The organism is Pseudomonas sp. NIBRBAC000502773 (genome assembly GCF_006517195.1).
In the GTDB taxonomy this organism is placed as follows: Bacteria; Pseudomonadota; Gammaproteobacteria; order Pseudomonadales; family Pseudomonadaceae; genus Aquipseudomonas; species Aquipseudomonas marginalis.
Genome location: NZ_CP041189.1, coordinates 2,614,852 through 2,640,932, shown reverse-complemented (window position 1 = coordinate 2,640,932; position 26,081 = coordinate 2,614,852). Strand labels below are relative to the sequence as shown.

At 54.8% G+C, this 26,081-nt stretch carries 29 protein-coding genes, 4 tRNA genes and 1 rRNA gene; all 34 read left to right on the top strand.

What is annotated here, in order from left to right; all coding sequences use genetic code 11:
* Window positions 1-108 precede the first annotated feature (108 nt).
* The 34 genes from rrf (at window position 109) to rplE (ending at window position 26,081) form a co-directional block, all read left to right on the top strand.
* Window positions 109-224, top strand: a 5S ribosomal RNA gene (rrf, locus tag NIBR502773_RS12255).
* Between the two features lie 166 nt (window positions 225-390).
* Entirely contained in the window at window positions 391-1,350 is a 960-nt protein-coding gene (birA, locus tag NIBR502773_RS12250) for a bifunctional biotin--[acetyl-CoA-carboxylase] ligase/biotin operon repressor BirA (protein WP_141156131.1), read from the top strand.
* Window positions 1,340-2,089, top strand: a complete 750-nt coding sequence (locus tag NIBR502773_RS12245; protein WP_141156130.1) for a pantothenate kinase — start codon at window positions 1,340-1,342, stop codon at window positions 2,087-2,089. Before birA ends, NIBR502773_RS12245 begins: the two co-directional genes overlap by 11 nt.
* 7 nt (window positions 2,090-2,096) lie before the next feature.
* Entirely contained in the window at window positions 2,097-2,543 is a 447-nt protein-coding gene (locus tag NIBR502773_RS12240) for a hypothetical protein (protein ID WP_141156129.1), read from the top strand.
* Window positions 2,544-2,685: 142 nt separating this feature from the next.
* Window positions 2,686-2,770, top strand: a tRNA-Tyr gene (locus NIBR502773_RS12235).
* Between the two features lie 23 nt (window positions 2,771-2,793).
* Window positions 2,794-2,867, top strand: a tRNA-Gly gene (locus tag NIBR502773_RS12230).
* Between the two features lie 26 nt (window positions 2,868-2,893).
* A tRNA-Thr gene (locus NIBR502773_RS12225) sits at window positions 2,894-2,969 on the top strand.
* A gap of 159 nt (window positions 2,970-3,128) precedes the next feature.
* Window positions 3,129-3,204 (top strand) — tRNA-Trp (locus tag NIBR502773_RS12220).
* Between the two features lie 45 nt (window positions 3,205-3,249).
* Window positions 3,250-3,618, top strand: coding sequence for a preprotein translocase subunit SecE (gene secE, locus NIBR502773_RS12215; protein ID WP_027605162.1), 369 nt, complete (start codon window positions 3,250-3,252; stop codon window positions 3,616-3,618).
* A gap of 9 nt (window positions 3,619-3,627) precedes the next feature.
* Window positions 3,628-4,161, top strand: a complete 534-nt coding sequence (gene nusG / locus NIBR502773_RS12210) for a transcription termination/antitermination protein NusG (RefSeq protein ID WP_003176436.1) — start codon at window positions 3,628-3,630, stop codon at window positions 4,159-4,161.
* Window positions 4,162-4,278: 117 nt separating this feature from the next.
* Window positions 4,279-4,710 (top strand): 50S ribosomal protein L11, encoded by a 432-nt coding sequence (gene rplK, locus NIBR502773_RS12205; protein ID WP_003176435.1) that lies wholly within the window; start codon window positions 4,279-4,281, stop codon window positions 4,708-4,710.
* Complete coding sequence (gene rplA, locus NIBR502773_RS12200) at window positions 4,710-5,405, top strand: 50S ribosomal protein L1 (RefSeq protein ID WP_003176434.1); 696 nt, start codon at window positions 4,710-4,712, stop codon at window positions 5,403-5,405. Before rplK ends, rplA begins: the two co-directional genes overlap by 1 nt.
* 199 nt (window positions 5,406-5,604) lie before the next feature.
* Window positions 5,605-6,105 (top strand): 50S ribosomal protein L10, encoded by a 501-nt coding sequence (gene rplJ, locus NIBR502773_RS12195; protein ID WP_003176433.1) that lies wholly within the window; start codon window positions 5,605-5,607, stop codon window positions 6,103-6,105.
* A 78-nt stretch (window positions 6,106-6,183) separates the two neighbouring features.
* A complete protein-coding gene (gene rplL, locus NIBR502773_RS12190) occupies window positions 6,184-6,549 on the top strand; it encodes a 50S ribosomal protein L7/L12 (RefSeq protein WP_027605163.1) in 366 nt (121 codons plus the stop codon).
* 219 nt (window positions 6,550-6,768) lie between these two features.
* Window positions 6,769-10,842 carry a DNA-directed RNA polymerase subunit beta gene (gene rpoB / locus NIBR502773_RS12185; RefSeq protein WP_027605164.1) on the top strand — a complete coding sequence of 1,358 codons (4,074 nt, stop codon included), beginning with the start codon at window positions 6,769-6,771 and terminating at the stop codon, window positions 10,840-10,842.
* A 64-nt stretch (window positions 10,843-10,906) separates the two neighbouring features.
* A complete protein-coding gene (rpoC, locus tag NIBR502773_RS12180) occupies window positions 10,907-15,106 on the top strand; it encodes a DNA-directed RNA polymerase subunit beta' (protein WP_065924112.1) in 4,200 nt (1,399 codons plus the stop codon).
* 216 nt (window positions 15,107-15,322) lie between these two features.
* Window positions 15,323-15,694, top strand: coding sequence for a 30S ribosomal protein S12 (rpsL, locus tag NIBR502773_RS12175; RefSeq protein WP_002555494.1), 372 nt, complete (start codon window positions 15,323-15,325; stop codon window positions 15,692-15,694).
* Window positions 15,695-15,812: 118 nt separating this feature from the next.
* A complete protein-coding gene (gene rpsG, locus NIBR502773_RS12170; RefSeq protein WP_002555493.1) occupies window positions 15,813-16,283 on the top strand; it encodes a 30S ribosomal protein S7 in 471 nt (156 codons plus the stop codon).
* Window positions 16,284-16,313: 30 nt separating this feature from the next.
* Window positions 16,314-18,419: an elongation factor G gene (gene fusA, locus NIBR502773_RS12165; RefSeq protein WP_003210087.1), complete on the top strand. Its 2,106-nt coding sequence runs from the start codon at window positions 16,314-16,316 to the stop codon at window positions 18,417-18,419.
* A gap of 30 nt (window positions 18,420-18,449) precedes the next feature.
* A complete protein-coding gene (gene tuf, locus NIBR502773_RS12160) occupies window positions 18,450-19,643 on the top strand; it encodes an elongation factor Tu (protein WP_027605166.1) in 1,194 nt (397 codons plus the stop codon).
* A gap of 157 nt (window positions 19,644-19,800) precedes the next feature.
* Entirely contained in the window at window positions 19,801-20,112 is a 312-nt protein-coding gene (gene rpsJ / locus NIBR502773_RS12155; protein ID WP_003186070.1) for a 30S ribosomal protein S10, read from the top strand.
* 81 nt (window positions 20,113-20,193) lie between these two features.
* Window positions 20,194-20,829 (top strand): 50S ribosomal protein L3, encoded by a 636-nt coding sequence (rplC, locus tag NIBR502773_RS12150; protein WP_007253310.1) that lies wholly within the window; start codon window positions 20,194-20,196, stop codon window positions 20,827-20,829.
* 12 nt (window positions 20,830-20,841) lie between these two features.
* Window positions 20,842-21,444, top strand: coding sequence for a 50S ribosomal protein L4 (gene rplD, locus NIBR502773_RS12145; protein ID WP_003176424.1), 603 nt, complete (start codon window positions 20,842-20,844; stop codon window positions 21,442-21,444).
* Window positions 21,441-21,740 (top strand): 50S ribosomal protein L23, encoded by a 300-nt coding sequence (rplW, locus tag NIBR502773_RS12140; RefSeq protein WP_002555488.1) that lies wholly within the window; start codon window positions 21,441-21,443, stop codon window positions 21,738-21,740. Before rplD ends, rplW begins: the two co-directional genes overlap by 4 nt.
* Before the next feature lie 14 nt (window positions 21,741-21,754).
* A complete protein-coding gene (gene rplB, locus NIBR502773_RS12135; RefSeq protein WP_003210080.1) occupies window positions 21,755-22,579 on the top strand; it encodes a 50S ribosomal protein L2 in 825 nt (274 codons plus the stop codon).
* Window positions 22,580-22,595: 16 nt separating this feature from the next.
* A complete protein-coding gene (gene rpsS, locus NIBR502773_RS12130; RefSeq protein ID WP_003232420.1) occupies window positions 22,596-22,871 on the top strand; it encodes a 30S ribosomal protein S19 in 276 nt (91 codons plus the stop codon).
* An 11-nt stretch (window positions 22,872-22,882) separates the two neighbouring features.
* Window positions 22,883-23,215, top strand: a complete 333-nt coding sequence (gene rplV / locus NIBR502773_RS12125; protein WP_003103908.1) for a 50S ribosomal protein L22 — start codon at window positions 22,883-22,885, stop codon at window positions 23,213-23,215.
* 13 nt (window positions 23,216-23,228) lie between these two features.
* Window positions 23,229-23,915 carry a 30S ribosomal protein S3 gene (gene rpsC / locus NIBR502773_RS12120; RefSeq protein ID WP_003176422.1) on the top strand — a complete coding sequence of 229 codons (687 nt, stop codon included), beginning with the start codon at window positions 23,229-23,231 and terminating at the stop codon, window positions 23,913-23,915.
* 12 nt (window positions 23,916-23,927) lie between these two features.
* On the top strand, window positions 23,928-24,341 hold the full coding sequence (rplP, locus tag NIBR502773_RS12115; RefSeq protein WP_003232424.1) for a 50S ribosomal protein L16: 414 nt from the start codon (window positions 23,928-23,930) through the stop codon (window positions 24,339-24,341).
* The gene (gene rpmC, locus NIBR502773_RS12110) at window positions 24,341-24,532 is read left to right on the top strand and encodes a 50S ribosomal protein L29 (protein ID WP_002555481.1); all 192 of its coding nucleotides are present in this window, start codon (window positions 24,341-24,343) and stop codon (window positions 24,530-24,532) included. The genes rplP and rpmC overlap by 1 nt, the downstream gene beginning before the upstream one ends.
* Window positions 24,533-24,534: 2 nt before the next feature.
* The gene (rpsQ, locus tag NIBR502773_RS12105) at window positions 24,535-24,801 is read left to right on the top strand and encodes a 30S ribosomal protein S17 (RefSeq protein WP_003176419.1); all 267 of its coding nucleotides are present in this window, start codon (window positions 24,535-24,537) and stop codon (window positions 24,799-24,801) included.
* Between the two features lie 23 nt (window positions 24,802-24,824).
* Window positions 24,825-25,193: a 50S ribosomal protein L14 gene (gene rplN / locus NIBR502773_RS12100; RefSeq protein WP_002555479.1), complete on the top strand. Its 369-nt coding sequence runs from the start codon at window positions 24,825-24,827 to the stop codon at window positions 25,191-25,193.
* An 11-nt stretch (window positions 25,194-25,204) separates the two neighbouring features.
* A complete protein-coding gene (gene rplX, locus NIBR502773_RS12095; protein ID WP_003176416.1) occupies window positions 25,205-25,519 on the top strand; it encodes a 50S ribosomal protein L24 in 315 nt (104 codons plus the stop codon).
* Between the two features lie 22 nt (window positions 25,520-25,541).
* On the top strand, window positions 25,542-26,081 hold the full coding sequence (gene rplE / locus NIBR502773_RS12090; protein ID WP_003194642.1) for a 50S ribosomal protein L5: 540 nt from the start codon (window positions 25,542-25,544) through the stop codon (window positions 26,079-26,081).

Below are 26,081 nucleotides of genomic sequence, written 5' to 3'. Positions count from 1 at the left end.
TGAAGACGCAATGAACCGAAAGTTCGAGATCTTACAAAACACCGACAGCTGTCACATACCCAATTTGCTGAAGCGAGGCCAGCTGGCCACGACTCAGTACCCGAATTTCTTGACGACCATAGAGCATTGGAACCACCTGATCCCATCCCGAACTCAGCAGTGAAACGATGCATCGCCGATGGTAGTGTGGGGTTTCCCCATGTGAGAGTAGGTCATCGTCAAGATTAAATTCCGAAACCCCATTTGCGAAAGCAGATGGGGTTTTGTTTTGGGCGGTCGAAAAGTGCGAGGAGGCGCCTCGGGAGGGGCTTCAATGCTAAAGTCCGGCCTTTCTATGCAATGACCCTGCGCATGGCTATCATGCGTGCCTCATTGTGAGGCGATACTTGCATGCTGACGTTGTTAGAACTTCTAAAAGATGGCCGATTCCATTCCGGAGAAGCGCTTGGCGCAGCCCTGGGCGTTAGTCGCAGTGCTGTCTGGAAGCAGCTCCAGCATCTTGAGGTCGAGTTGAATCTGCCGGTCCACAAGGTTCGTGGAAGGGGATATCAATTAGCTTCGCCGCTGGTTTTCTTAAGTTCCGAGCAGATTGCACTGCATACGTCTTCCCTCGCGTGGCCTATCCATATCTACGACTCCATCGACTCGACAAATGCCGAGGCTCTGCGCCTGGTTGAGGTTGAGCGGGCGACGCCGTACCTGGTGCTTGCGGAGCAGCAAACGGCGGGAAGAGGGCGACGTGGTCGAAAGTGGGTCAGTCCATTCGCTCAGAACGTGTATTACAGCCTCTTGTTGCGTATCGAGAATGGTCCACGACAGCTGGAAGGCCTGAGCCTCGTGGTTGGCTTAGCGGTCATGCAGGCACTGCGAGAGTCTGGAGTGCGGGGTGCGGCTCTGAAGTGGCCAAACGACGTCCTGGTGGGGCAGAAGAAGATTGCCGGGATTTTGCTGGAGCTCGTAGGGGATCCCGCGGATATTTGCCACGTTGTCCTCGGTATCGGTATTAACGTGAATATGCAGAAGGCTGAAGAGGTTGATCAGCAATGGACGTCAGTGCAATTGGAGACGGGGTCTCCAGTTGATCGCAACTCTCTGGTGGCACGCCTGTGCTTGCAGTTGCAAAGCTACTTGGATCGACACAGGGCGCAAGGTTTTTCATCGCTTCGGGATGAGTGGGAAAAAGGTCATGCCTGGCAGGGAAAGACGGTGTCACTCATAGCGGGTGCCAACCGTGTCGATGGGGTGGTGCTGGGTATCGACGGTCAGGGGGCATTGCGTTTAAGTGTCGGTGGTGTTGAGAAAATATACAGTGGTGGTGAGTTAAGCCTGAGGTTGCGTGATGATTCTTGAGCTCGACTGTGGGAATAGCTTCATCAAGTGGCGCGTACTTGATTTGGATCGGGCGACGGCATCTGCAGAAGGTGTCGCTAGTTCGGATGTTGCATTGATTGAAAGCCTGTTAGTGCTGCCTGGTGTGTTACTGACACATTGCCGGTTGGTGAGTGTTCGTGCTCTGGACGAAACAAAAAATCTGGTTGATGCGCTGGTGGAGACCTTTGGCGTTGCGGTTTCCTGTGCTGTTTCTGCGCGAGAAATGGCTGGGGTGCGCAACGGTTACGAAGATTTCGAGCGTCTTGGTCTTGATCGCTGGTTAGCAATGCTGGGCGGCTTCAAATTGGCGTCGGGCGCATGCCTGGTGCTTGATTTCGGCACGGCTGCTACTGCAGATTTTGTTGCCGGTGATGGTGAGCATTTAGGTGGCTTCATCTGTCCTGGTATGCCCCTCATGCGCAATCAGCTGCGCACGCATACGCGCAAGATACGTTACGACGATGCAGCTGCTGAAAGAGCCTTGGAGCGCCTATCGCCAGGGCATACGACCGTAGAGGCTGTAGAGCGTGGCTGTACGTTGATGCTCAGAGGGTTTGTGCTGACCCAGCTTGAGCTGGCCCGAAGTTATTGGGGTGATAACTTCACTGTATTCCTGACGGGGGGCGATGCTGATTTGGTGAGGGATGCGGTGCCTCAGGCTCGACTCGTTCCTGATTTGATTTTCGTAGGTCTGGCAATGGCGTGCCCTTTATCTTGAGGTGTTTATGCGTTGGCTGTTTTTGCTTTTATTGATCCTGAACGCCTTCTACTACATATGGCATCAGCAAGAGGCGCCGTTGCGTGCTAAAGACGTGACTCCTCTGAGCCTCTATCGGAATACGCAGCAGGATATTCGCCTGCTGAGCGAGTCTTCCGACGCTGTGGTGCGCAAGGATCGGGCTAAGGCATCTGATGCGCAAAATACTTGCTTATACATAGGAGGCTTTGCCGACCAGCGACAGGCGCAATTCCTTGAGCAGCGCCTCACTAGCCTGGATATAAAGGTTAAGGTGCAGCTGCTGAGTGCTTCTGATGCGCAAGGTTACTGGCTTCGAGTTGCCCCGGAAAGCCGACGCCTGGCTGACGACCTGCCCTTTGAAAACCTTGCTAAGGAATTCAATGAGTTAAAACATAAAATAATGCTGTGCGAAGGCATTGCAACTCTCGAATAGTTTGCATAGAATGGCGCCCGCTTCGCAGTGAAGACCTTTAAGGTCTAAGGTGCGAAGCGAAGGTCAATGCAGCTAACCTCATATTTTTAATGAGAAAATGCTTGACAGAAGGCCGGCGTGATGTAGAATGCCGGCTCGCTTAGGAGGGGTTCCCGAGCGGCCAAAGGGATCAGACTGTAAATCTGACGTCTACGACTTCGAAGGTTCGAATCCTTCCCCCTCCACCATTTTAGCGTGAGCTGCAAGCTCCGCGGGTATAGTTTAGTGGTAGAACCTCAGCCTTCCAAGCTGATGATGCGGGTTCGATTCCCGCTACCCGCTCCAAGTTTGCAGGTTGTGCACGGTGTTTCGCTCTTGTAGCTCAGTTGGTAGAGCACACCCTTGGTAAGGGTGAGGTCAGCGGTTCAAATCCGCTCAAGAGCTCCATATAACAAGGCAGATATGAAAATATCTGCCTTTGTTTTAACGGCTGGCTCGGCTTGGTGGTGTTCAGATCGCTTGTTGTTGAGTGATTTCAAGTCTTTGGGGGTTGGTTGTTGTAAAGTCTTTTTCGGGTCTGCATAATGGTCGGCCTGATTTTGTTTTAGGTCAGTAGCTCAATTGGCAGAGCGACGGTCTCCAAAACCGTAGGTTGGGGGTTCGATTCCCTCCTGACCTGCCAGATTCACGTGGTGTGTCTGGCTTTCTTTTCACAGGATCTTCATAGATGACTCCTAAGGCTGAAGCTCAAAGCTCTCGTTTCGATCTTGTCAAGTGGCTCGCTGTGGTCGCTTTGGTGGTCGTGGGCGTTGTTGGCAACCAGTACTATTCTGCTTCGCCGATCCTGTACCGCGTTCTGGTTTTGCTCGCCCTTGCTGCTGTAGCTGCCTTTGTAGGCCTGCAGACTGCCAAAGGCAAGTCTTTCGCGGTCCTGGTGAAGGAAGCTCGCACCGAGATTCGTAAAGTCGTTTGGCCAACTCGCCAAGAAACCACACAGACCACGTTGATTGTTGTGGCTGTTGTTCTGGTTATGGCGTTGCTGTTGTGGGGGCTTGATTCCCTGCTCGGCTGGCTTGTTTCCTTGATTGTTGGCTAAGGGTGTCCCGTGGCTAAGCGTTGGTACGTTGTGCATGCTTACTCGGGTTACGAGAAGCATGTTATGCGCTCTTTGCTGGAGCGCGTAAAGCTGGCAGGCATGGAAGATGGCTTCGGCGAAATTCTGGTTCCCACTGAAGAAGTGGTTGAAATGCGGAATGGTCAGAAGCGCAAGAGTGAGCGCAAGTTCTTTCCTGGCTACGTGCTGGTACAGATGGACATGAACGAAGGTACTTGGCACTTGGTCAAGGACACTCCTCGTGTTATGGGTTTTATCGGCGGTACTGCTGATAAGCCTGCTCCGATCACTGACAAAGAGGCAGAAGCAATTCTGCGTCGTGTCGCCGACGGTAGCGACAAGCCCAAGCCGAAGACGTTGTTCGAGCCGGGTGAGGTTGTTCGTGTCACAGATGGTCCGTTTGCTGATTTCAACGGGACCGTCGAAGAGGTTAACTACGAAAAGAGCCGGATCCAGGTCGCGGTGCTCATTTTCGGTCGCTCTACTCCGGTAGAGTTGGAATTCAGCCAGGTCGAGAAGGTCTAGCTGAGTAAGCATCCCAACCCCGCAGCCTTAGGCTGTGGGGTTTTGTCGTCACTGGGATAAACGCGCAAGTAACCGGGGAGCCTTTCGAGGCGCTTGAACCCGTAATTGGAGTGCCTCATGGCCAAGAAGATTACCGCTTACATCAAGCTGCAAGTGAAGGCCGCTCAGGCCAACCCAAGCCCACCTGTTGGTCCAGCCCTGGGTCAGCACGGCGTGAACATCATGGAGTTCTGCAAGGCTTTCAACGCCCGTACTCAGGGTCTTGAGCCAGGTCTGCCGACTCCAGTGATCATCACTGTATACAGCGACCGTAGCTTCACTTTCGAAACCAAGTCGACCCCGGCTTCGGTTCTGCTGAAGAAGGCTGCTGGTCTGACTAGCGGTTCCGCTCGTCCTAACACCGTTAAGGTTGGCACCGTAACTCGTGCTCAGCTGGAAGAAATCGCGAAAACCAAAAACGCGGATCTGACTGCAGCTGATATGGATGCAGCCGTGCGTACCATCGCCGGTTCTGCTCGTAGCATGGGCCTTAACGTGGAGGGTGTGTAATGGCTAAGCTGACCAAGCGCCAAAAGGCTATCGCCGGCAAAATCGAAGCGGGCAAGTCCTACAATTTTGTAGACGCTGCTGCTCTGCTGACCGAGCTGTCGACTGTCAAGTTCAGCGAGTCCGTTGACGTTGCTGTAAACTTGGGTGTTGACCCACGTAAATCTGACCAGGTCGTTCGTAGCGCTACTGTGCTGCCACACGGTACTGGTAAGACTGTTCGTGTAGCTGTCTTCACTCAAGGCCCGGCAGCTGAAGCTGCTCTGGCTGCCGGCGCTGACCGCGTTGGTATGGACGACCTGGCTGCCGAAATGAAAGGCGGCGACCTGAACTACGACGTAGTTATTGCTTCCCCGGACGCAATGCGTGTTGTAGGCCAGTTGGGTCAGATTCTGGGCCCGCGTGGCCTGATGCCTAACCCTAAGGTTGGCACCGTAACGCCAGACGTAGCTACCGCGGTTAAAAACGCCAAGGCTGGTCAGGTTCGTTATCGTACCGACAAAAACGGCATCATTCACACCTCCGTTGGCAAAGTCGGCTTCGACGCCGTCAAGCTGAAGGAAAACGTTGAAGCCCTGATCGCCGATCTGAAGCGTATCAAGCCAGCTTCCTCGAAAGGTATCTACGTCAAGCGCGTTACCCTGAGCACCACCATGGGCCCAGGTCTGGTCATCGACCAAGGCTCGCTGGACGTATAAGACACAAATTGGCGTAAGCGATTGCGCCAATTGAAAGATTGGGGTCCCTGCCTGGCGGGGGCTATCCAAGACCGTAGGCGACGCAAGTCTTAAACCAACAAGCCTACGCAGATGGTGCTCCCGGTTCCTTACCGAATCAGACACCAAAACGACATCCGGCTCCGGCCAGATGAAACGGTAACAAGCAGGAGTTAAACCCGTGGCAATTAATCTCGAAGACAAGAAGGCCATCGTCGCTGAAGTCAACGAGGCTGCCAAAGCTGCTCTGTCCGCTGTCGTGGCTGATGCCCGTGGTGTGACAGTAGGCGCTATGACCGGACTCCGTAAAGAGGCTCGTGAAGCTGGCGTATACGTACGTGTTGTACGTAACACCCTGCTCAAGCGCGCCGTTGCTGACACTGAATACAGTGTCCTCAACGACGTGTTCACTGGCCCGACTCTGATTGCTTTCTCCAAGGATCATCCAGGCGCTGCTGCCCGTTTGTTCAAGGAGTTCGCTAAGAGTCAGGATAAGTTCGAGATCAAGGCAGCTGCGTTCGAGGGCAAGTTCCTCGCAGCTAACCAAATCGACGTACTGGCAACACTGCCGACCCGCAACGAAGCCATTTCGCAGCTGATGAGCGTGATTCAAGGCGCTACCAGCAAGCTGGCTCGTACTCTGGCTGCAGTTCGCGAGCAAAAAGAAGCTGCCGCAGCCTAAGGCTGAGCAACTTTTCTCGCGTATTTTTGTTTATTTCGATGGCCGCGTAGGCCGTCCCCCAATTCAGGAAATACAGCAATGTCTATCTCCCAAGACGATATCCTCAACGCCGTAGCTGAAATGTCGGTTCTGCAGGTTGTTGAGCTGATCAAAGCTTTCGAAGAAAAATTCGGCGTTTCCGCTGCCGCTGCTTCCGCTGGCCCAGCTGCTGCTGCTGCCGTTGTTGAAGAGCAAACCGAATTCAACGTCATGCTGACCGAAGCTGGCGAGAAGAAAGTAAACGTGATCAAGGCAGTACGTGAACTGACCGGTCTGGGCCTGAAAGAAGCCAAGGCTGTAGTTGACGGCGCTCCTGCCATGGTTCTGGAAGCTGTTGCCAAAGAAGCAGCTGACAAAGCCAAAGCTACTCTGGAAGAAGCAGGCGCTAAAGTCGAGCTGAAGTAAGCATCGACCTTGCGTCTCCAGCCCAAGCGTTAAGCTGAAGGCTGATGGCTGGTGGCTCTTGCCACCGGCCTTTTTCCGTTCTTGGCTGTCGACTCGGTCGCCGCCATTAACGCGCTGTAGCCACCCGATGCGGTGGTGCAAACCATGGGGTTTGCAAGATTTTCTGGCTGCTCCCGTCGGGAGGGCCAAACAAGCAGGTGACCAAGCTGGGGAACGCTGATGGCTTACTCATATACTGAGAAAAAACGTATCCGCAAGGACTTTAGCAAGTTGCCGGACGTCATGGATGTCCCGTACCTTCTGGCTATCCAGCTGGATTCGTATCGTGAATTCTTGCAGGCGGGAGCGACCAAAGATCAGTTCCGCGACGTGGGCCTGCATGCGGCCTTCAAATCCGTTTTCCCGATCATCAGCTACTCCGGCAATGCTGCGCTGGAGTACGTCGGTTATCGCCTGGGCGAACCGGCATTTGATGTCAAAGAATGCGTGTTGCGCGGTGTTACGTACGCCGTACCTTTGCGGGTAAAAGTCCGTCTGATCATTTTCGACAAAGAGTCGTCGAACAAAGCGATCAAGGACATCAAAGAGCAAGAAGTCTACATGGGCGAAATCCCATTGATGACTGAGAACGGTACCTTCGTTATCAACGGTACCGAGCGCGTTATCGTTTCCCAGCTGCACCGTTCCCCGGGCGTGTTCTTCGACCACGACCGCGGCAAGACGCACAGCTCCGGCAAGCTCCTGTACTCCGCGCGGATCATTCCGTACCGCGGTTCGTGGTTGGACTTCGAGTTCGATCCGAAAGACTGCGTGTTCGTGCGTATCGACCGTCGTCGCAAGCTGCCGGCCTCGGTACTGCTGCGCGCGCTCGGCTACACCACTGAGCAAGTTCTGGATGCGTTCTACACCACCAACGTATTCAGCCTGAAGGATGAAACCCTCAAGCTGGAGCTGATCGCTTCGCGTCTGCGTGGTGAAATTGCTGTCCTGGACATTCAGGATGAAAAGGGCAAAGTCATCGTTGAGGCTGGCCGTCGTATCACTGCGCGCCACATCAACCAGATCGAAAAAGCGGGTATCAAAGAGCTGGAAGTTCCCCTGGACTATGTCCTGGGCCGTACTACCGCGAAGGTCATCGTTCACCCGGCTACAGGCGAAATCCTGGCTGAGTGCAACACCGAGCTGAACACCGAGATCCTGGCCAAAATCGCCAAGGCGCAGGTTGTTCGCATCGAGACCCTGTACACCAACGATATCGACTGCGGTCCGTTCGTCTCCGACACCCTGAAGATCGACTCCACCAGCAACCAATTGGAAGCGCTGGTAGAAATCTATCGCATGATGCGTCCTGGCGAGCCACCAACCAAAGACGCTGCAGAAACCCTGTTCAACAACCTGTTCTTCAGCCCTGAGCGCTACGACCTGTCTGCGGTCGGCCGGATGAAGTTCAACCGTCGTATCGGTCGTACCGAGATCGAAGGTTCGGGTGTGCTGTGCAAGGAAGACATCGTTGCGGTCCTGAAGACTCTGGTCGACATCCGTAACGGCAAAGGTATCGTCGATGACATCGACCACCTGGGTAACCGTCGTGTTCGCTGCGTAGGCGAAATGGCCGAGAACCAGTTCCGCGTTGGCCTGGTGCGTGTTGAGCGTGCGGTCAAAGAGCGTCTGTCGATGGCTGAAAGCGAAGGCCTGATGCCGCAAGACCTGATCAACGCCAAGCCAGTGGCTGCGGCGGTGAAAGAGTTCTTCGGTTCCAGCCAGCTCTCGCAGTTCATGGACCAGAACAACCCGCTTTCCGAGATCACCCACAAGCGCCGTGTTTCCGCACTGGGTCCGGGCGGTCTGACCCGTGAGCGTGCTGGCTTTGAAGTGCGTGACGTACACCCGACTCACTACGGTCGTGTATGCCCAATCGAAACGCCGGAAGGCCCGAACATCGGTCTGATCAACTCCCTGGCCGCCTATGCGCGCACCAACCAGTACGGCTTCCTTGAGAGCCCGTACCGTGTGGTGAAAGACGCCCTGGTCACCGACGAGATCGTGTTCCTGTCCGCCATCGAAGAAGCTGATCACGTGATCGCTCAGGCTTCGGCCACGATGAACGACAAGAAAGTCCTGATCGACGAGCTGGTAGCTGTTCGTCACCTGAACGAGTTCACCGTCAAGGCGCCGGAAGACGTCACCTTGATGGACGTATCGCCGAAGCAGGTAGTTTCGGTCGCCGCGTCGCTGATCCCGTTCCTGGAACACGATGACGCCAACCGTGCGTTGATGGGTTCCAACATGCAGCGTCAAGCTGTACCGACCCTGCGTGCCGACAAGCCGCTGGTAGGTACCGGCATGGAGCGTAACGTAGCCCGTGACTCCGGCGTTTGCGTCGTGGCTCGTCGTGGCGGCGTGATCGACTCTGTTGATGCCAGCCGTATCGTGGTTCGTGTTGCTGATGACGAAGTTGAAACGGGCGAAGCCGGTGTCGACATCTACAACCTGACCAAATACACCCGCTCGAACCAGAACACTTGCATCAACCAGCGTCCGCTGGTGCGTAAGGGTGATCGCGTTCAGCGTAGCGACATCATGGCTGACGGTCCGTCCACCGATATGGGTGAGCTGGCTCTGGGTCAGAACATGCGCATCGCGTTCATGGCATGGAACGGCTTCAACTTCGAAGACTCCATCTGCCTGTCCGAGCGTGTGGTTCAAGAAGACCGCTTCACCACGATCCACATTCAGGAACTGACCTGTGTGGCGCGTGACACCAAGCTTGGGCCAGAGGAAATCACTGCAGACATCCCGAACGTGGGTGAAGCTGCACTGAACAAGCTGGACGAAGCCGGTATCGTTTACGTAGGTGCTGAGGTGGGGGCGGGCGACATCCTGGTTGGTAAGGTCACTCCGAAAGGCGAGACCCAACTGACTCCGGAAGAGAAGCTGCTGCGTGCCATTTTCGGTGAAAAAGCCAGCGACGTTAAAGACACTTCCCTGCGTGTACCTACCGGTACCAAGGGTACTGTCATCGACGTACAGGTCTTCACCCGCGACGGCGTCGAGCGTGATGCTCGTGCGCTGTCCATCGAGAAGACCCAGCTCGACGAGATCCGCAAGGACCTCAACGAAGAGTTCCGTATCGTTGAAGGCGCGACCTTCGAACGTCTGCGTTCCGCCCTGGTAGGCCACAAGGCTGAAGGCGGCGCAGGCCTGAAGAAAGGTCAGGACATCACCGACGAAATCCTCGACGGTCTTGAGCACGGCCAGTGGTTCAAACTGCGCATGGCTGAAGATGCTCTTAATGAGCAGCTCGAGAAGGCCCAGGCCTATATCGTTGATCGTCGCCGTCTGCTGGACGACAAGTTCGAAGACAAGAAGCGCAAACTGCAGCAGGGCGATGACCTGGCTCCAGGCGTGCTGAAAATCGTCAAGGTTTACCTGGCAATCCGTCGCCGCATCCAGCCGGGCGACAAGATGGCCGGTCGTCACGGTAACAAAGGTGTGGTCTCCGTGATCATGCCGGTTGAAGACATGCCGCACGATGCCAATGGCACCCCGGTCGACGTCGTCCTCAACCCATTGGGCGTACCTTCGCGTATGAACGTTGGTCAGATCCTTGAAACCCACCTTGGCCTAGCGGCTAAAGGTCTGGGCGAGAAGATCAATCGTATGATCGAAGAGCAGCGCAAGGTTGCTGACCTGCGTAAGTTCCTGCACGAGATCTACAACGAGATCGGCGGTCGTAAGGAAGAGCTGGATACCTTCTCCGACCAGGAAATCCTGGATCTGGCGAAGAACCTGCGCGGTGGCGTTCCAATGGCTACCCCGGTGTTCGACGGTGCCAAGGAAAGCGAAATCAAGGCCATGCTGAAACTGGCAGACCTGCCAGAAAGCGGCCAGATGCAGCTGTTCGACGGCCGTACCGGCAACAAGTTCGAGCGCCCGGTTACTGTTGGCTACATGTACATGCTGAAGCTGAACCACTTGGTAGACGACAAGATGCACGCTCGTTCTACCGGTTCGTACAGCCTGGTTACCCAGCAGCCGCTGGGTGGTAAGGCTCAGTTCGGTGGTCAGCGTTTCGGGGAGATGGAGGTCTGGGCACTGGAAGCATACGGTGCTGCTTACACTCTGCAAGAAATGCTCACAGTGAAGTCGGACGATGTGAACGGTCGTACCAAGATGTACAAAAACATCGTGGATGGCGATCACCGTATGGAGCCGGGCATGCCCGAGTCCTTCAACGTGTTGATCAAAGAAATTCGTTCCCTCGGCATCGATATCGATCTGGAAACCGAATAACACGTGACGCGAATCGAGAGCGGGGCTGTTTAGCCCGCTCTCTGCTCCGCCAGGAGGAAAGGCCTTGAAAGACCTACTGAATTTGCTGAAAAACCAGGGTCAAGTCGAAGAGTTCGACGCCATCCGTATTGGATTGGCATCGCCTGAGATGATCCGTTCGTGGTCGTTCGGTGAAGTTAAAAAGCCGGAAACCATCAACTACCGTACGTTCAAACCTGAGCGTGACGGCCTGTTCTGCGCCAAGATCTTTGGCCCGGTAAAGGATTACGAGTGCCTGTGCGGTAAGTACAAGCGCTTGAAGCACCGTGGTGTGATCTGCGAAAAGTGTGGCGTTGAAGTTGCACTGGCCAAGGTTCGTCGTGAGCGCATGGCGCACATCGAGCTGGCTTCGCCGGTTGCCCACATCTGGTTCCTGAAATCGCTGCCGTCCCGTATCGGCTTGCTGATGGACATGACCCTGCGTGATATCGAACGCGTTCTCTACTTCGAGAGCTATGTCGTTATCGATCCAGGCATGACTACCCTTGAAAAAGGTCAGCTGCTGAACGACGAGCAGTACTTCGAGGCGTTGGAAGAGTTCGGTGATGATTTCGATGCCCGCATGGGTGCCGAAGCTGTCCGCGAACTGCTGCACGCTATCGACCTGGAGCACGAGATTGGTCGTCTGCGCGAAGAAATTCCGCAAACCAACTCCGAAACCAAGATCAAGAAACTGTCCAAGCGTCTGAAGTTGATGGAAGCCTTCCAGGGTTCCGGCAACCTGCCAGAGTGGATGGTGCTGACTGTTCTGCCGGTTCTGCCGCCGGATCTGCGTCCGCTGGTACCGTTGGATGGCGGTCGCTTCGCGACTTCCGACCTCAACGACCTGTACCGCCGTGTGATCAACCGTAACAACCGCTTGAAGCGCCTGCTCGATCTGTCCGCTCCGGACATCATCGTGCGCAACGAAAAGCGTATGTTGCAGGAAGCTGTCGATGCACTGCTCGACAACGGTCGTCGTGGCCGCGCTATCACCGGTTCCAACAAGCGTCCTCTGAAATCCTTGGCTGACATGATCAAGGGTAAGCAAGGTCGTTTCCGTCAGAACTTGCTCGGTAAGCGTGTTGACTACTCTGGTCGTTCGGTAATTACCGTAGGCCCGACCCTGCGTCTGCACCAGTGCGGTCTGCCTAAGAAGATGGCACTTGAGCTGTTCAAGCCATTCATCTTCGGCAAGCTGGAAATGCGCGGTCTCGCGACCACCATCAAAGCGGCCAAGAAAATGGTCGAGCGCGAGCTGCCAGAGGTTTGGGACGTTCTCGCTGAAGTGATTCGCGAACACCCGGTTCTCCTCAACCGTGCACCGACCCTTCACCGTCTGGGTATCCAGGCGTTTGAACCGGTACTGATCGAAGGTAAGGCTATCCAGCTGCACCCTCTGGTCTGTGCTGCGTACAACGCCGACTTCGACGGCGACCAAATGGCCGTGCACGTACCGCTGACACTGGAAGCCCAGTTGGAAGCCCGTGCGTTGATGATGTCGACCAACAACATTCTGTCGCCAGCCAACGGTGAGCCAATCATCGTTCCGTCGCAGGACGTTGTATTGGGTCTGTACTACATGACCCGTGAGGCGATCAACGCCAAAGGCGAAGGTCGTGTGTTCGCTGACCTGCAGGAAGTTGACCGTGTGTTCCGTGCCGGCGAAGCCGCACTGCACGCCAAGGTCAAAGTGCGTATCAACGAAACTGTCAACGACCGTGATGGCGGCAGCGTGAGCGGCACCCGTATTGTCGACACCACCGTTGGCCGTGCGCTGTTGTACCAGGTTGTGCCAAAAGGCCTGTCGTACGACGTCGTCAACCTGCCGATGAAGAAAAAGGCGATCTCCAAGCTGATCAACCAATGCTATCGCGTGGTTGGCCTGAAAGAGACCGTGATCTTCGCTGACCAGTTGATGTACACCGGTTTTGCCTATTCGACCATTTCCGGCGTTTCCATCGGTGTTAACGACTTCGTTATCCCTGATGAAAAAGCCCGCATCATCAGTGCTGCTACTGATGAAGTGAAAGAGATCGAAAGCCAGTACGCCTCGGGCCTGGTAACACAGGGCGAGAAGTACAACAAAGTGATCGACCTTTGGTCCAAGGCCAACGACGAAGTGTCCAAGGCGATGATGGCCAACCTCTCGAAAGAGAAAGTCATCGATCGTCACGGCGACGAAGTTGACCAAGAGTCCTTCAACTCGATGTACATGATGGCTGACTCGGGCGCACGGGGTTCTGCTGCGCAGATCCGTCAGCTCGCCGGTATGCGTGGCCTGATGGCCAAGCCGGACGGCTCCATCATCGAAACGCCGATTACTGCGAACTTCCGTGAAGGTTTGAGCGTACTCCAGTACTTCATCTCCACTCACGGTGCTCGTAAAGGTCTGGCGGATACCGCGTTGAAAACGGCTAACTCCGGTTACCTGACGCGTCGTCTGGTAGACGTTGCGCAAGATCTGGTTGTCACCGAGATCGACTGCGGCACCGAGCACGGCCTGCTGATGACTCCGCACATTGAAGGCGGTGACGTTGTAGAGCCGCTGGGTGAGCGCGTATTGGGTCGTGTTATTGCCCGTGACGTATTCAAGCCAGGTACCGAGGAAGTTATTGTTCCTGCCGGCACTCTGGTTGATGAGAAGTGGGTCGAGTTCATCGAACTCAACAGCATCGACGAAGTGATCGTTCGCTCGCCGATCAGCTGCGAAACCCGCTACGGCATTTGCGCCAAGTGCTACGGTCGTGACTTGGCTCGTGGCCACCAGGTGAACATCGGTGAAGCGGTCGGCGTTATTGCCGCCCAGTCCATCGGTGAGCCGGGTACCCAGCTGACCATGCGTACGTTCCACATCGGTGGTGCGGCAAGCCGGACCTCCGCAGCCGACAGCGTTCAGGTGAAGAATGGCGGTACTGTCCGCCTGCACAACCTGAAGCACGTTGAGCGAGTGGATGGTCACCTGGTTGCTGTGTCCCGTTCCGGTGAGCTGGCAATCGCTGATGACTACGGTCGTGAGCGTGAGCGCTACAAGCTGCCGTACGGTGCTGTGATTTCGGTTAAAGAGGGTGACAAGGTCGACGCTGGCGCAATCGTGGCCAAGTGGGATCCGCACACTCACCCAATCGTTACCGAAATGAAAGGTACCGTGACCTACGTGGGCATGGAAGAAGGCATCACGATCAAGCGTCAGACTGACGAATTGACCGGTATGACCAACATTGAAGTACTCGATGCGAAAGATCGTCCAGCTGCCGGTAAGGACATCCGTCCTGCCGTGAAGATGGTCGATGACAACGGCAAGGATCTGTTGCTGCCAGGCACTGACGTAATCGCTCAGTACTTCCTGCCAGCCAACGCCCTGGTCGGTGTAGCGGACGGTGCGAAGATCGCGATCGGTGATGTTATCGCGCGTATCCCGCAAGAAACTTCGAAGACCCGTGACATCACCGGTGGTTTGCCGCGTGTTGCCGACTTGTTCGAAGCTCGTCGTCCGAAAGAAGCGTCGATCCTGGCTGAAGTCAGCGGCACCATCGCGTTCGGTAAAGAAACCAAGGGCAAGCGCCGTCTGGTCATTACCCCGAACGACGGTACCGATCCGTACGAAGAGCTGATTCCAAAGTGGCGTCACCTGAACGTGTTCGAAGGCGAACAGGTAAACCGCGGCGAAGTGATCTCCGACGGCCCGAGCGATCCACACGACATCCTGCGTCTGCTGGGTGTGAGCGCGCTGGCCAAGTACATCGTCAACGAGATCCAGGACGTTTACCGCCTGCAAGGCGTGAAGATCAACGATAAGCACATCGAGACAATCCTGCGTCAGATGCTGCGTAAAGTTGAGATCGCTGAATCCGGCGATTCCAGTTTCATCAAGGGCGACCAGATGGAACTGACTCACGTGCTGGTGGAAAACGAGCGTCTGGCTGGCGACGAGAAATTCGTTTCCAAGTTCACTCGCGTACTGCTGGGTATCACCAAGGCGTCGTTGTCCACTGAGTCGTTCATCTCGGCGGCCTCCTTCCAGGAGACCACTCGCGTACTGACCGAAGCAGCGGTAACCGGCAAGCGCGATTACCTGCGCGGCCTGAAAGAGAACGTGGTCGTGGGTCGTCTGATCCCGGCTGGTACCGGTTTGGCTTACCACAGCGAGCGTAAGCGTCGCCGTGATGCTGACAAGCCGTTGCGCGTAAGCGCCAGTGAAGTGGAAGCTGCACTGACCGAAGCACTGAACTCAAGCGGTAACTGAGTTCTGCGGTAAATAAGTCTGGGCCCTGGCATCCCCATTCGTCGGATCAAGGCAGTTTTGCCCGGGTTCGACGGGAGGGGAGGTCGGGGCCTTGCCTTGACTGGGGGCAAGATCCTCTTTAGACTCTTGTACCCCTAAATTTGGCGGGAATTCGTTCCTGCCATTTTGCTTTTCTTGCAAGACAATAGCGTCGCAAGACAACAGTGGAGCTAGTAGATGGCAACTATCAACCAGCTGGTACGTCAGCCGCGTAAGCGTATCGTCGAGAAATCCGACGTGCCTGCGCTGCAGAACTGCCCGCAACGTCGTGGCGTATGCACCCGTGTGTATACCACCACGCCGAAAAAACCTAACTCGGCACTGCGTAAAGTATGCCGTGTGCGCCTGACCAACGGTTTCGAGGTTTCCTCGTACATCGGCGGTGAAGGCCACAACCTGCAAGAGCACAGCGTGGTACTGATCCGCGGCGGTCGTGTAAAAGACTTGCCAGGTGTTCGTTATCACACCGTACGCGGCTCCTTGGATACTTCCGGCGTTAAAGGTCGTAACCAGGGTCGTTCGAAGTACGGTACCAAGAAGCCTAAGTAGTAGCGGCTTTTTGTAAAACTGAATCATCTTATTTTCTGAGTCGATAAGAGTAAGGTCGGAGGCGTCCCGAAAGGGCACCGATTCCGAGCGAACCTGAAGACCGTTTGAGGGCTTATCCATGCCAAGAAGACGCGTAGCAGCCAAGCGCGAAGTGCTTGACGATCCAAAATACGGAAGCCAAATTCTGGCCAAGTTCATGAACCACGTGATGGAAAGCGGCAAGAAAGCCGTTGCCGAGCGTATCGTTTATGGCGCGCTGGAAAAGGTTAAAGAGCGCAAGAACAGCGACCCCCTGGAAATCTTCGAGAAAGCTCTCGACGCCATCGCTCCGCTGGTCGAAGTGAAGTCGCGCCGTGTAGGCGGTGCTACTTACCAGGTTCCGGTCGAAGTTCGTCCGTCCCGTCGTAACGCTCTGGCAATGCGCTGGTTGGTAGACTTCGCCCGTAAGCGCGGCGAGAAGTCTATGGCTCTGCGTTTGGCCGGCGAACTGTTGGACGCTGCTGAAGGTAAAGGTGCTGCTGTTAAGAAGCGTGAAGACGTGCACCGTATGGCTGAAGCTAACAAAGCTTTCTCGCACTACCGCTTCTAATCTTAGCTTCACTAATTTTGCGAGGGCTTTATGGCTCGTACTACTCCGATTAGCCGCTACCGTAACATCGGTATCGTTGCTCACGTGGATGCTGGTAAAACCACCACCACCGAGCGCGTACTGTTTTACACCGGCAAAAGTCACAAAATGGGCGAGGTGCATGATGGCGCCGCGACCACAGACTGGATGGTTCAGGAGCAGGAGCGTGGTATTACCATTACTTCTGCTGCTATTACCGCCTTCTGGAAAGGTTCCGAGAAGCAGTACAAAGATGAGCACCGCTTCAACGTTATCGATACCCCGGGCCACGTAGACTTCACTATTGAAGTTGAACGTTCCCTGCGCGTACTCGACGGCGCTGTCGTTGTGTTCTGCGGTACCTCGGGTGTCGAGCCTCAGTCGGAAACCGTATGGCGTCAAGCCAACAAATACGGCGTTCCACGTCTTGTTTATGTAAACAAGATGGACCGTGCTGGTGCCAACTTCCTGCGCGTGATCGGTCAGATCAAGCAGCGTCTGGGTCATACTCCGGTGCCAATCCAATTGGCTATCGGTTCCGAAGACAACTTCCAGGGTCAGATCGATCTGATCAACATGGAAGCGGTCTACTGGAATGACGCTGACAAAGGTATGGTTCCTGTTCGCAAGCCTATCCCTGCAGAATTGCAGGAGCTGGCTGACGAGTGGCGCAACAACATGGTTGAGGCTGCCGCCGAAGCCAGCGAAGAGCTGATGAACAAGTACCTCGAAGGTGAAGAGCTCACCAACGTGGAAATCAAGGCCGCTCTGCGTCAGCGTACTATCGCTGGTGAGATCGTCTTGGCTGTTTGCGGTTCTTCCTTCAAGAACAAGGGTGTTCCCCTCGTTCTCGACGCCGTGATCGACTATCTGCCTGCTCCTACCGACATTCCTGCTATCAAGGGTACCAACCCTGATAACGAGGAAGAAGAGATGGAGCGTCATGCTGACGACAGCGAGCCGTTCTCGGCTCTGGCGTTCAAGATCGCTACCGACCCATTCGTGGGTACTCTGACCTTCGTCCGCGTTTACTCGGGCGTGTTGGCCTCCGGCGACGGCGTGATCAACTCGGTCAAAGGCAAGAAAGAGCGTGTGGGTCGTATGGTGCAAATGCACGCAAACGCCCGTGAAGAGATCAAGGAAGTGCGCGCTGGTGACATCGCGGCCTTGATCGGCATGAAGGACGTCACCACTGGTGAGACTTTGTGCGACGCTGCCAAGCCAATCATCCTGGTTCGCATGGACTTCCCGGAGCCGGTTATTTCGGTTGCCGTAGAGCCTAAGACCAAGGATGACCAGGAAAAAATGGGTATCGCTCTGGGCAAGCTTGCTCAGGAAGATCCATCTTTCCGCGTCAAAACTGATGAAGAGACTGGTCAAACGATCATCTCTGGCATGGGCGAGTTGCACCTGGACATCCTGGTTGACCGGATGCGCCGTGAGTTCAACGTCGAAGCCAACATCGGTAAGCCTCAGGTTTCCTATCGTGAGCGCATCACGAAAAACTGTGAAATCGAAGGCAAGTTCGTTCGTCAGTCCGGCGGTCGTGGTCAGTTCGGTCACTGCTGGATCCGTTTTGCTCCTGCTGACGAAGGTCAGGAAGGTCTGCAATTCGTGAACGAAGTAGTGGGTGGTGTTGTTCCTAAGGAATACATCCCTGCTATCCAGAAGGGTATCGAAGAGCAGATGAAGAACGGTGTTGTTGCCGGCTATCCGCTGATCGGCCTGAAAGCAACCGTTTTTGACGGTTCTTACCACGACGTCGACTCCAACGAGATGGCGTTTAAGGTGGCTGCTTCCATGGCAACCAAGCAACTGGCCCAGAAGGGTGGTGGTGAGTTGCTTGAGCCAATCATGGCGGTAGAAGTTGTTACACCTGAAGACTATATGGGTGATGTCATGGGCGACCTTAACCGTCGTCGCGGCATGATCTTGGGTATGGAAGACACGGTTTCCGGCAAAGTGATTCGCGCCGAGGTTCCGTTGGGTGAGATGTTCGGTTATGCGACCGACGTTCGCTCCATGTCCCAGGGTCGCGCAAGCTACTCTATGGAATTCAAAAAATACAACACAGCTCCGGCGCACATCGCTGAAACTGTATCCAAAAAACAAGGCTGATTCAGTCCTTTAGGCAAGGAGTTAATTGTCGTGGCTAAAGAAAAATTTGATCGTTCCCTACCGCACGTCAACGTTGGCACTATCGGTCACGTTGACCACGGTAAAACCACTCTGACCGCAGCTCTGACTCGCGTCTGCTCCGAGGTTTTCGGTTCTGCAGTCGTTGATTTCGATAAAATCGACAGCGCTCCAGAAGAAAAAGCTCGTGGTATCACCATCAACACCGCGCACGTCGAGTACAACTCGAAGATCCGTCACTACGCTCACGTTGACTGCCCAGGTCACGCTGACTATGTGAAGAATATGATCACTGGTGCTGCCCAGATGGACGGCGCGATCCTGGTTTGCTCGGCCGCTGATGGTCCGATGCCACAAACCCGTGAGCACATCCTGCTGTCCCGTCAGGTAGGCGTTCCGTACATCGTGGTTTTCCTGAACAAGGCTGACCTGGTAGACGACGCTGAGCTGCTGGAACTGGTTGAGATGGAAGTGCGCGATCTGCTGAGCACTTACGACTTCCCAGGCGACGACACTCCGATCATCATCGGTTCTGCTCGTATGGCGCTGGAAGGCAAAGACGATAACGAAATGGGCACCACTGCCGTTCGTAAACTGGTTGAAACCCTGGACAGCTACATCCCAGAACCAGTTCGTCTGACCGACAAGCCGTTCCTGATGCCAATCGAAGACGTATTCTCGATCTCCGGTCGTGGTACTGTTGTGACTGGTCGTATCGAGCGCGGTATCGTTCGCGTTCAAGATGCTCTGGAAATCGTTGGTCTGCGTGACACTACCAACACTGTCTGCACTGGTGTTGAAATGTTCCGCAAGCTGCTCGACGAAGGTCGTGCTGGCGAGAACTGCGGCGTTCTGCTGCGTGGTACCAAGCGTGACGACGTTGAGCGTGGCCAGGTTCTGGTTAAGCCAGGTTCGGTTAAGCCGCACACCAAGTTCACCGCAGAAGTTTACGTTCTGAGCAAGGAAGAAGGCGGTCGTCACACTCCGTTCTTCAAAGGCTACCGTCCACAGTTCTACTTCCGTACTACTGACGTGACTGGTAACTGCCAGCTGCCAGAAGGCGTTGAAATGGTAATGCCAGGTGATAACATCCAAATGGAAGTTACCCTGATCAAGACCATCGCAATGGAAGACGGTCTGCGCTTCGCTATCCGTGAAGGCGGTCGTACCGTTGGTGCTGGTGTTGTAGCTAAAATCATCGAATAAGCGTCTCTTCTGAGATAGCTTCGATGCTTTGAAAAGCCCCCGCTCAGCGGGGGCTTTTTTATTGGGTTGACACCTATCTAGGGCGTCTATAGAATTGCGCCTCCTTTTAACGGGCGTATTGCGCTCGCTGGGAATAGCAGCCGGAGTCTGAAATCCAATGCAAAATCAGCAAATCCGTATCAGGTTGAAGGCTTTTGACCATCGCCTGATCGACCAATCCACCCAGGAAATCGTGGAAACCGCGAAACGTACTGGTGCTCAAGTGCGTGGTCCAATTCCACTGCCTACCCGTAAAGAGCGGTTCACCGTTCTGGTCTCCCCGCACGTCAACAAAGACGCGCGTGACCAGTACGAGATCCGTACTCATAAGCGCGTACTGGACATCGTCCAGCCAACGGATAAAACCGTTGATGCTCTTATGAAGCTCGATCTGGCGGCCGGTGTGGAAGTACAGATCAGCCTCGGCTAAGACTTGGGTCTTAGTCGTGTAACGCTCTGAAATGGGCGGCCATAGCGGGTGAAAGCCCCGTACACTCATGAGGTTTACAACATGACTATTGGTGTAGTCGGTCGTAAATGCGGTATGACCCGTATTTTCACCGAAGAAGGTGTCTCCATTCCGGTTACGGTCATTGAGATCGAGCCGAATCGCGTCACCCAGTTCAAAACTGAAGAAACCGATGGCTATCGTGCAGTGCAAGTCACTGTCGGCGAGCGTCGCGCTTCGCGTGTGACTGCTGCTCAAGCAGGTCACTTCGCTAAAGCAAACGTTGCAGCTGGTCGTACTGTCATGGAGTTCCGTCTTGAAGAAGGCGACTACCAGGCTGGCGATCTGATCAACGCTGAAATCTTCGCTGCTGGTCAACTGGTTGATGTAACCGGTCAGTCCAAAGGTAAAGGCTTCCAGGGTACGATCAAGCGTTGGAATTTCCGTGGTCAAGACAACACTCACGGTAACTCCGTTTCCCACCGCGTCCCGGGCTCTATTGGCCAGTGCCAGACTCCTGGTCGTGTATTCAAGGGCAAAAAAATGTCCGGTCATATGGGCGCTGAGCGCGTGACCGTGCAGTCCCTCGAAGTAGTGCGCGTCGACGCTGAACGCAATCTGTTGTTGGTCAAGGGTGCTGTTCCTGGCGCTACTGGCGGCAACCTGGTTGTACGTCCAGCGGCCAAGGCTCGCGGTTAAGGGGAAGCTGACATGCAATTAAATGTAAATGACGCTCAAGCGATCGAAGTTTCCGAACTGACATTTGGCGGCGAATTCAACGAGACGCTGGTTCACCAAGCAGTCGTGGCCTACATGGCCGGCGGCCGTCAAGGTAGCAAGCAGCAAAAGACCCGTTCCGACGTTCGTGGTGGCGGTAAGCGCCCTTGGCGTCAGAAAGGTACTGGCCGTGCTCGTGCCGGTACTATCCGTAGCCCAATCTGGCGCGGCGGCGGTACCACTTTCGCAGCTCGTCCGCAGGATCACTCTCAGAAGCTCAACAAGAAGATGTATCGCGCAGCACTGCGCTCCATCCTTGCTGAACTCGTGCGTACTGATCGCCTGGTCGTGGTTCAGGACTTCGCTGTTGAAAGTCCAAAAACCAAAGATCTGCTGGGCAAACTGAACAACATGAGCCTGACCGACGTTTTGATCGTGTCTGAAGCTGTTGATCAGAACCTGTACCTGGCTGCTCGTAACCTGCCCCACGTTGATGTACGTGACGTGCAAGGTTCCGATCCAGTTAGTCTGATCGCATACGACAAGGTGTTGATCACCGTGTCGGCCGTGAAGAAATTCGAGGAGCTGCTGGGATGAACCAGGAACGCGTATTTAAAGTTCTGCTTGGCCCGCACGTTTCCGAAAAGGCTACGGTTCTGGCTGACAAGAAAGGCCAGTTCGTTTTCAAGGTTGCAACTGACGCAACCAAGCTGGAAATCAAGAAGGCCGTCGAAAGCCTGTTCAGCGTGAAAGTTGAGCGTGTTACTACCCTGAATGTTCTGGGTAAGAGCAAGCGCACTGCTCGCGGTCTGGGCAAGCGTAATGACTGGAAGAAGGCAGTTATCTCCCTTCAGCCAGGCCAAGATCTCGATTTCAGCAGCAGTGCTGAGTAAGGAAGGGGTGCATCATGGCAATCGTTAAATGCAAACCGACTTCCCCTGGCCGCCGTTTTGTGGTCAAGGTGGTCAACCAGGAGCTGCATAAAGGCGCTCCTCACGCACCGCTGCTCGAGAAGAAATCGAAGACTGGTGGTCGTAACAACAATGGTCGTATTACCACTCGTCACATTGGTGGTGGCCATAAGCAGCATTATCGTCTGGTCGACTTCCGTCGCAACGACAAAGATGGCATCGCTGCCACTGTCGAGCGTATCGAATACGATCCAAACCGTACTGCTCACATCGCTCTGCTGCTGTACGCAGATGGCGAGCGTCGCTACATCATCGCGCCTAAAGGCGTGAGTGCTGGCGACCAGCTGATCGCAGGTGCCCTGGCACCGATCAAGCCGGGCAACGCTCTGCAGCTGCGTAACATTCCAGTTGGTAGCACCGTACACGGCATCGAATTGAAGCCAGGTAAAGGCGCGCAAATCGCTCGTTCCGCTGGTGCTTCGGCTCAGCTGATCGCTCGTGAAGGTGTCTACGTGACCCTGCGTCTGCGTTCTGGTGAGATGCGTAAAGTGCTGGCTGAATGCCGCGCGACCCTGGGTGAAGTCTCGAACTCCGAGCACAGCCTGCGTTCGCTGGGTAAAGCTGGTGCCAAACGCTGGCGTGGCGTTCGCCCAACCGTTCGTGGTGTTGCCATGAACCCGGTTGACCACCCACACGGTGGTGGTGAAGGTCGTACCTCTGGTGGTCGTCATCCGGTATCTCCATGGGGCTTCCCGACTAAGGGCGCGAAGACTCGTGGTAATAAGCGTACCGACAAAATGATCGTCCGTCGTCGCAAGTAAATAGAGGGATACGACAGTGCCACGTTCTCTGAAAAAAGGTCCTTTTATTGATCTTCACCTACTGAAGAAGATCGAAGTGGCGGCGGAAAAGAACGATCGCAAACCAGTTAAGACCTGGTCGCGCCGTTCGATGATCCTGCCACAAATGGTCGGTCTGACCATCGCTGTACACAACGGTCGTCTGCACGTCCCAGTTCTCGTTAACGAAGACATGGTCGGCCACAAACTAGGCGAGTTTGCCGGTACCCGCACTTATCGTGGGCACGTGGCAGACAAGAAAGCCAAGCGTTAAGGGGTAAGGAAATGGAAGTAGCCGCTAAGTTGTCGGGCGCTCGAATCTCCGCCCAGAAAGCCCGCTTGGTCGCCGACCAGATCCGCGGGAAGAAGGTGGGCGAAGCGCTCAACCTGTTGGCTTTCAGCAGTAAGAAAGCCGCCGAGATCATGAAGAAAGTGCTGGAGTCGGCCGTAGCCAACGCCGAGCATAACGAAGGCGCAGACGTTGATGACCTGAAGGTCAGCACCGTTTTCGTCAACGAAGGGCGTTCGCTGAAGCGCATCATGCCACGTGCCAAAGGCCGTGCTGATCGCATCGTCAAGCGGTCTTGCCATATCACTGTCAAGGTTGCTGACAAGTAACGGAGTCGAAGAGATGGGTCAGAAAGTACATCCCATTGGCATTCGCCTGGGAATCGTCAAGGAGCACACCTCCGTCTGGTACGCAGACGGTCGGACTTATGCGGACTATTTGTTCGCTGATCTGAAGGTGCGTGAGTATCTCCAAGACAAACTAAAAAGCGCGTCCGTAAGCCGTATCGATATCCATCGTCCGGCGCAAACTGCACGTATCACCATCCACACCGCTCGTCCAGGTATCGTTATCGGGAAGAAAGGTGAAGATGTTGAGAAACTGCGTCAGGACCTGACCAAGCAAATGGGTGTGCCTGTGCACATCAATATCGAAGAGATCCGCAAGCCGGAGCTCGACGGTATGCTGGTTGCGCAGAGCGTAGCTCAGCAGCTGGAGCGTCGCGTAATGTTCCGTCGCGCTATGAAGCGCGCCGTACAGAACGCCATGCGCATTGGTGCCAAAGGCATCAAAATCCAAGTGAGCGGTCGTCTCGGCGGTGCTGAAATCGCACGTACTGAATGGTATCGCGAAGGTCGTGTGCCACTGCACACCCTGCGTGCCGACATCGACTATGCCAACTACGAAGCTCACACCACTTATGGTGTGATCGGTGTAAAGGTTTGGATCTTCAAAGGCGAAGTAATTGGTGGTCGCCAAGAAGAACTGAAACCACAAGCACCAGCGCCTCGTAAAAAAGCTGCTAAGTAAGGGGTACGCCAAATGTTGCAACCAAAGCGTACGAAGTTCCGCAAGCAGATGACAGGCCACAACCGTGGTCTGGCTCAGCGCGGTAGCAAAGTCAGCTTCGGCGAGTTCGCGCTGAAGTCTGTAGCTCGTGGTCGTCTCACCGCTCGTCAGATCGAGTCAGCGCGTCGTGCACTGACCCGTCACGTTAAACGTGGCGGCAAGATCTGGATCCGTGTATTCCCGGACAAGCCGATTTCCAAAAAGCCTCTCGAGGTTCGGATGGGTAAAGGTAAGGGTAACGTGGAATACTGGGTAGCCCAGATTCAGCCAGGCAAAGTCCTGTATGAAATCGAGGGTGTAACTGAAGAGCTGGCGCGTGAGGCTTTTGCCCTGGCTGCTGCAAAGCTGCCGCTCGCCACCGCCTTTGTTAAACGGACGGTGATGTGATGAAAGCGAATGAACTTCGTGAAAAATCCGCACAGCAGCTGAACGAGCAACTGCTCGGCCTGCTGCGCGACCAGTTCAATCTGCGCATGCAGAAAGCAACTGGCCAGTTGGGGCAGTCTCATCTGCTCTCGCAAGTTAAGCGTGACATCGCTCGCGTGAAGACTGTGCTCAACCAGCAGGCAGGTAAGTGATCATGGCTGAAGCCGAAAAGACTGTCCGTACGCTGACTGGCCGTGTTGTCAGCGACAAGATGGACAAAACCATCACCGTTTTGATCGAGCGTCGCGTTAAGCACCCGATCTACGGTAAATATGTTAAGCGTTCGACTAAGCTGCACGCGCACGACGAAACCAACCAGTGCCACATCGGCGACAAAGTCACTATTCGTGAAACTCGTCCGCTGGCCAAGACCAAGTCTTGGGCATTGGTTGATGTTCTCGAACGCGCTGTGGAAGTCTAAGGACTAGGGGTCGGAGAAATTATATGATTCAGACTCAATCCATGCTCGATGTGGCCGATAACAGCGGCGCTCGCCGTGTTATGTGCATCAAGGTGCTGGGTGGCTCCCATCGTCGTTACGCTGGTATCGGTGACATCATCAAGGTTACCGTCAAGGAAGCAATTCCTCGCGGTAAAGTGAAAAAAGGCCAAGTGATGACTGCTGTTGTAGTCCGCACTCGTCACGGCGTACGTCGTGCAGATGGCTCCATTATCCGCTTTGATGGCAACGCTGCTGTTCTTCTGAACAACAAGCAAGAGCCGATCGGCACCCGTATCTTTGGGCCAGTGACCCGTGAACTTCGTACTGAGAAGTTCATGAAGATCGTCTCGCTCGCCCCAGAAGTGCTGTAAGGAGATCCGACATGCAAAAGATTCGTCGTGACGACGAGATCATCGTGATCGCCGGCAAAGACAAAGGTAAGCGCGGTAAGGTGCTTAAGGTTCTCGCTAATAACCGTCTGGTTATCGGTGGTCTGAACCTGGTCAAGCGTCATACCAAGCCTAACCCGATGTCGGGCGTGCAGGGCGGTATCGTCGAGAAAGAAGCTCCGCTGGACGCTTCTAACGTCGCCATCTTCAACGGCGAAACCAACAAGGCTGACCGCGTTGGTTTCAAAGTAGAAGACGGTAAGAAAATTCGTGTCTTCAAGTCGACCCAAAAAGCGGTTGATGCTTGAACACTGCTAGGTAGATTAGACCATGGCACGACTACAAGAGATTTACCGGAAGGAAATCGCCCCTAAGCTTAAGGAAGAACTTAAGCTTGGGAACGTGATGGAAGTTCCGCGCGTTACCAAAATCACCCTGAACATGGGTCTGGGCGAAGCGATCGGTGACAAAAAAGTCATCGAGCACGCTGTTGCCGACCTGGAAAAGATCACCGGCCAGAAAGTCGTTGTGACCTACGCTCGCAAATCCATCGCTGGCTTTAAAGTCCGTGAAGGTTGGCCGATCGGCGTCAAAGTGACTCTGCGCCGTGAGCGTATGTACGAATTCCTGGATCGTCTGCTGTCGATCTCCCTGCCTCGGGTTCGCGACTTCCGCGGCCTGAATGCCAAGTCCTTCGATGGTCGTGGTAACTACAGCATGGGCGTGAAAGAGCAGATCATCTTCCCGGAAATCGACTACGACAAGATCGATGCTCTCCGCGGTCTGGACATCACCCTGACCACCACTGCCAAGAACGATGATGAAGGTCGCGCCCTGTTGCGTGCTTTCAAATTCCCGTTCCGCAACTGA

Bases quoted from the DNA above. Each gene is read 5' to 3' on its own strand.
- birA (WP_141156131.1), top strand. From the start codon at position 391: ATGCTGACGTTGTTAGAACTTCTAAAAGATGGCCGATTCCATTCCGGA.
- NIBR502773_RS12245 (WP_141156130.1), top strand. From the start codon at position 1,340: ATGATTCTTGAGCTCGACTGTGGGAATAGCTTCATCAAGTGGCGCGTA.
- NIBR502773_RS12240 (WP_141156129.1), top strand. From the start codon at position 2,097: ATGCGTTGGCTGTTTTTGCTTTTATTGATCCTGAACGCCTTCTACTAC.
- secE (WP_027605162.1), top strand. From the start codon at position 3,250: ATGACTCCTAAGGCTGAAGCTCAAAGCTCTCGTTTCGATCTTGTCAAG.
- rplK (WP_003176435.1), top strand. From the start codon at position 4,279: ATGGCCAAGAAGATTACCGCTTACATCAAGCTGCAAGTGAAGGCCGCT.
- rplA (WP_003176434.1), top strand. From the start codon at position 4,710: ATGGCTAAGCTGACCAAGCGCCAAAAGGCTATCGCCGGCAAAATCGAA.
- rplL (WP_027605163.1), top strand. From the start codon at position 6,184: ATGTCTATCTCCCAAGACGATATCCTCAACGCCGTAGCTGAAATGTCG.
- rpoB (WP_027605164.1), top strand. From the start codon at position 6,769: ATGGCTTACTCATATACTGAGAAAAAACGTATCCGCAAGGACTTTAGC.
- rpsL (WP_002555494.1), top strand. From the start codon at position 15,323: ATGGCAACTATCAACCAGCTGGTACGTCAGCCGCGTAAGCGTATCGTC.
- rpsG (WP_002555493.1), top strand. From the start codon at position 15,813: ATGCCAAGAAGACGCGTAGCAGCCAAGCGCGAAGTGCTTGACGATCCA.
- fusA (WP_003210087.1), top strand. From the start codon at position 16,314: ATGGCTCGTACTACTCCGATTAGCCGCTACCGTAACATCGGTATCGTT.
- rpsJ (WP_003186070.1), top strand. From the start codon at position 19,801: ATGCAAAATCAGCAAATCCGTATCAGGTTGAAGGCTTTTGACCATCGC.
- rplC (WP_007253310.1), top strand. From the start codon at position 20,194: ATGACTATTGGTGTAGTCGGTCGTAAATGCGGTATGACCCGTATTTTC.
- rplD (WP_003176424.1), top strand. From the start codon at position 20,842: ATGCAATTAAATGTAAATGACGCTCAAGCGATCGAAGTTTCCGAACTG.
- rplW (WP_002555488.1), top strand. From the start codon at position 21,441: ATGAACCAGGAACGCGTATTTAAAGTTCTGCTTGGCCCGCACGTTTCC.
- rplB (WP_003210080.1), top strand. From the start codon at position 21,755: ATGGCAATCGTTAAATGCAAACCGACTTCCCCTGGCCGCCGTTTTGTG.
- rplV (WP_003103908.1), top strand. From the start codon at position 22,883: ATGGAAGTAGCCGCTAAGTTGTCGGGCGCTCGAATCTCCGCCCAGAAA.
- rpsC (WP_003176422.1), top strand. From the start codon at position 23,229: ATGGGTCAGAAAGTACATCCCATTGGCATTCGCCTGGGAATCGTCAAG.
- rplP (WP_003232424.1), top strand. From the start codon at position 23,928: ATGTTGCAACCAAAGCGTACGAAGTTCCGCAAGCAGATGACAGGCCAC.
- rpmC (WP_002555481.1), top strand. From the start codon at position 24,341: ATGAAAGCGAATGAACTTCGTGAAAAATCCGCACAGCAGCTGAACGAG.
- rpsQ (WP_003176419.1), top strand. From the start codon at position 24,535: ATGGCTGAAGCCGAAAAGACTGTCCGTACGCTGACTGGCCGTGTTGTC.
- rplN (WP_002555479.1), top strand. From the start codon at position 24,825: ATGATTCAGACTCAATCCATGCTCGATGTGGCCGATAACAGCGGCGCT.
- rplX (WP_003176416.1), top strand. From the start codon at position 25,205: ATGCAAAAGATTCGTCGTGACGACGAGATCATCGTGATCGCCGGCAAA.
- rplE (WP_003194642.1), top strand. From the start codon at position 25,542: ATGGCACGACTACAAGAGATTTACCGGAAGGAAATCGCCCCTAAGCTT.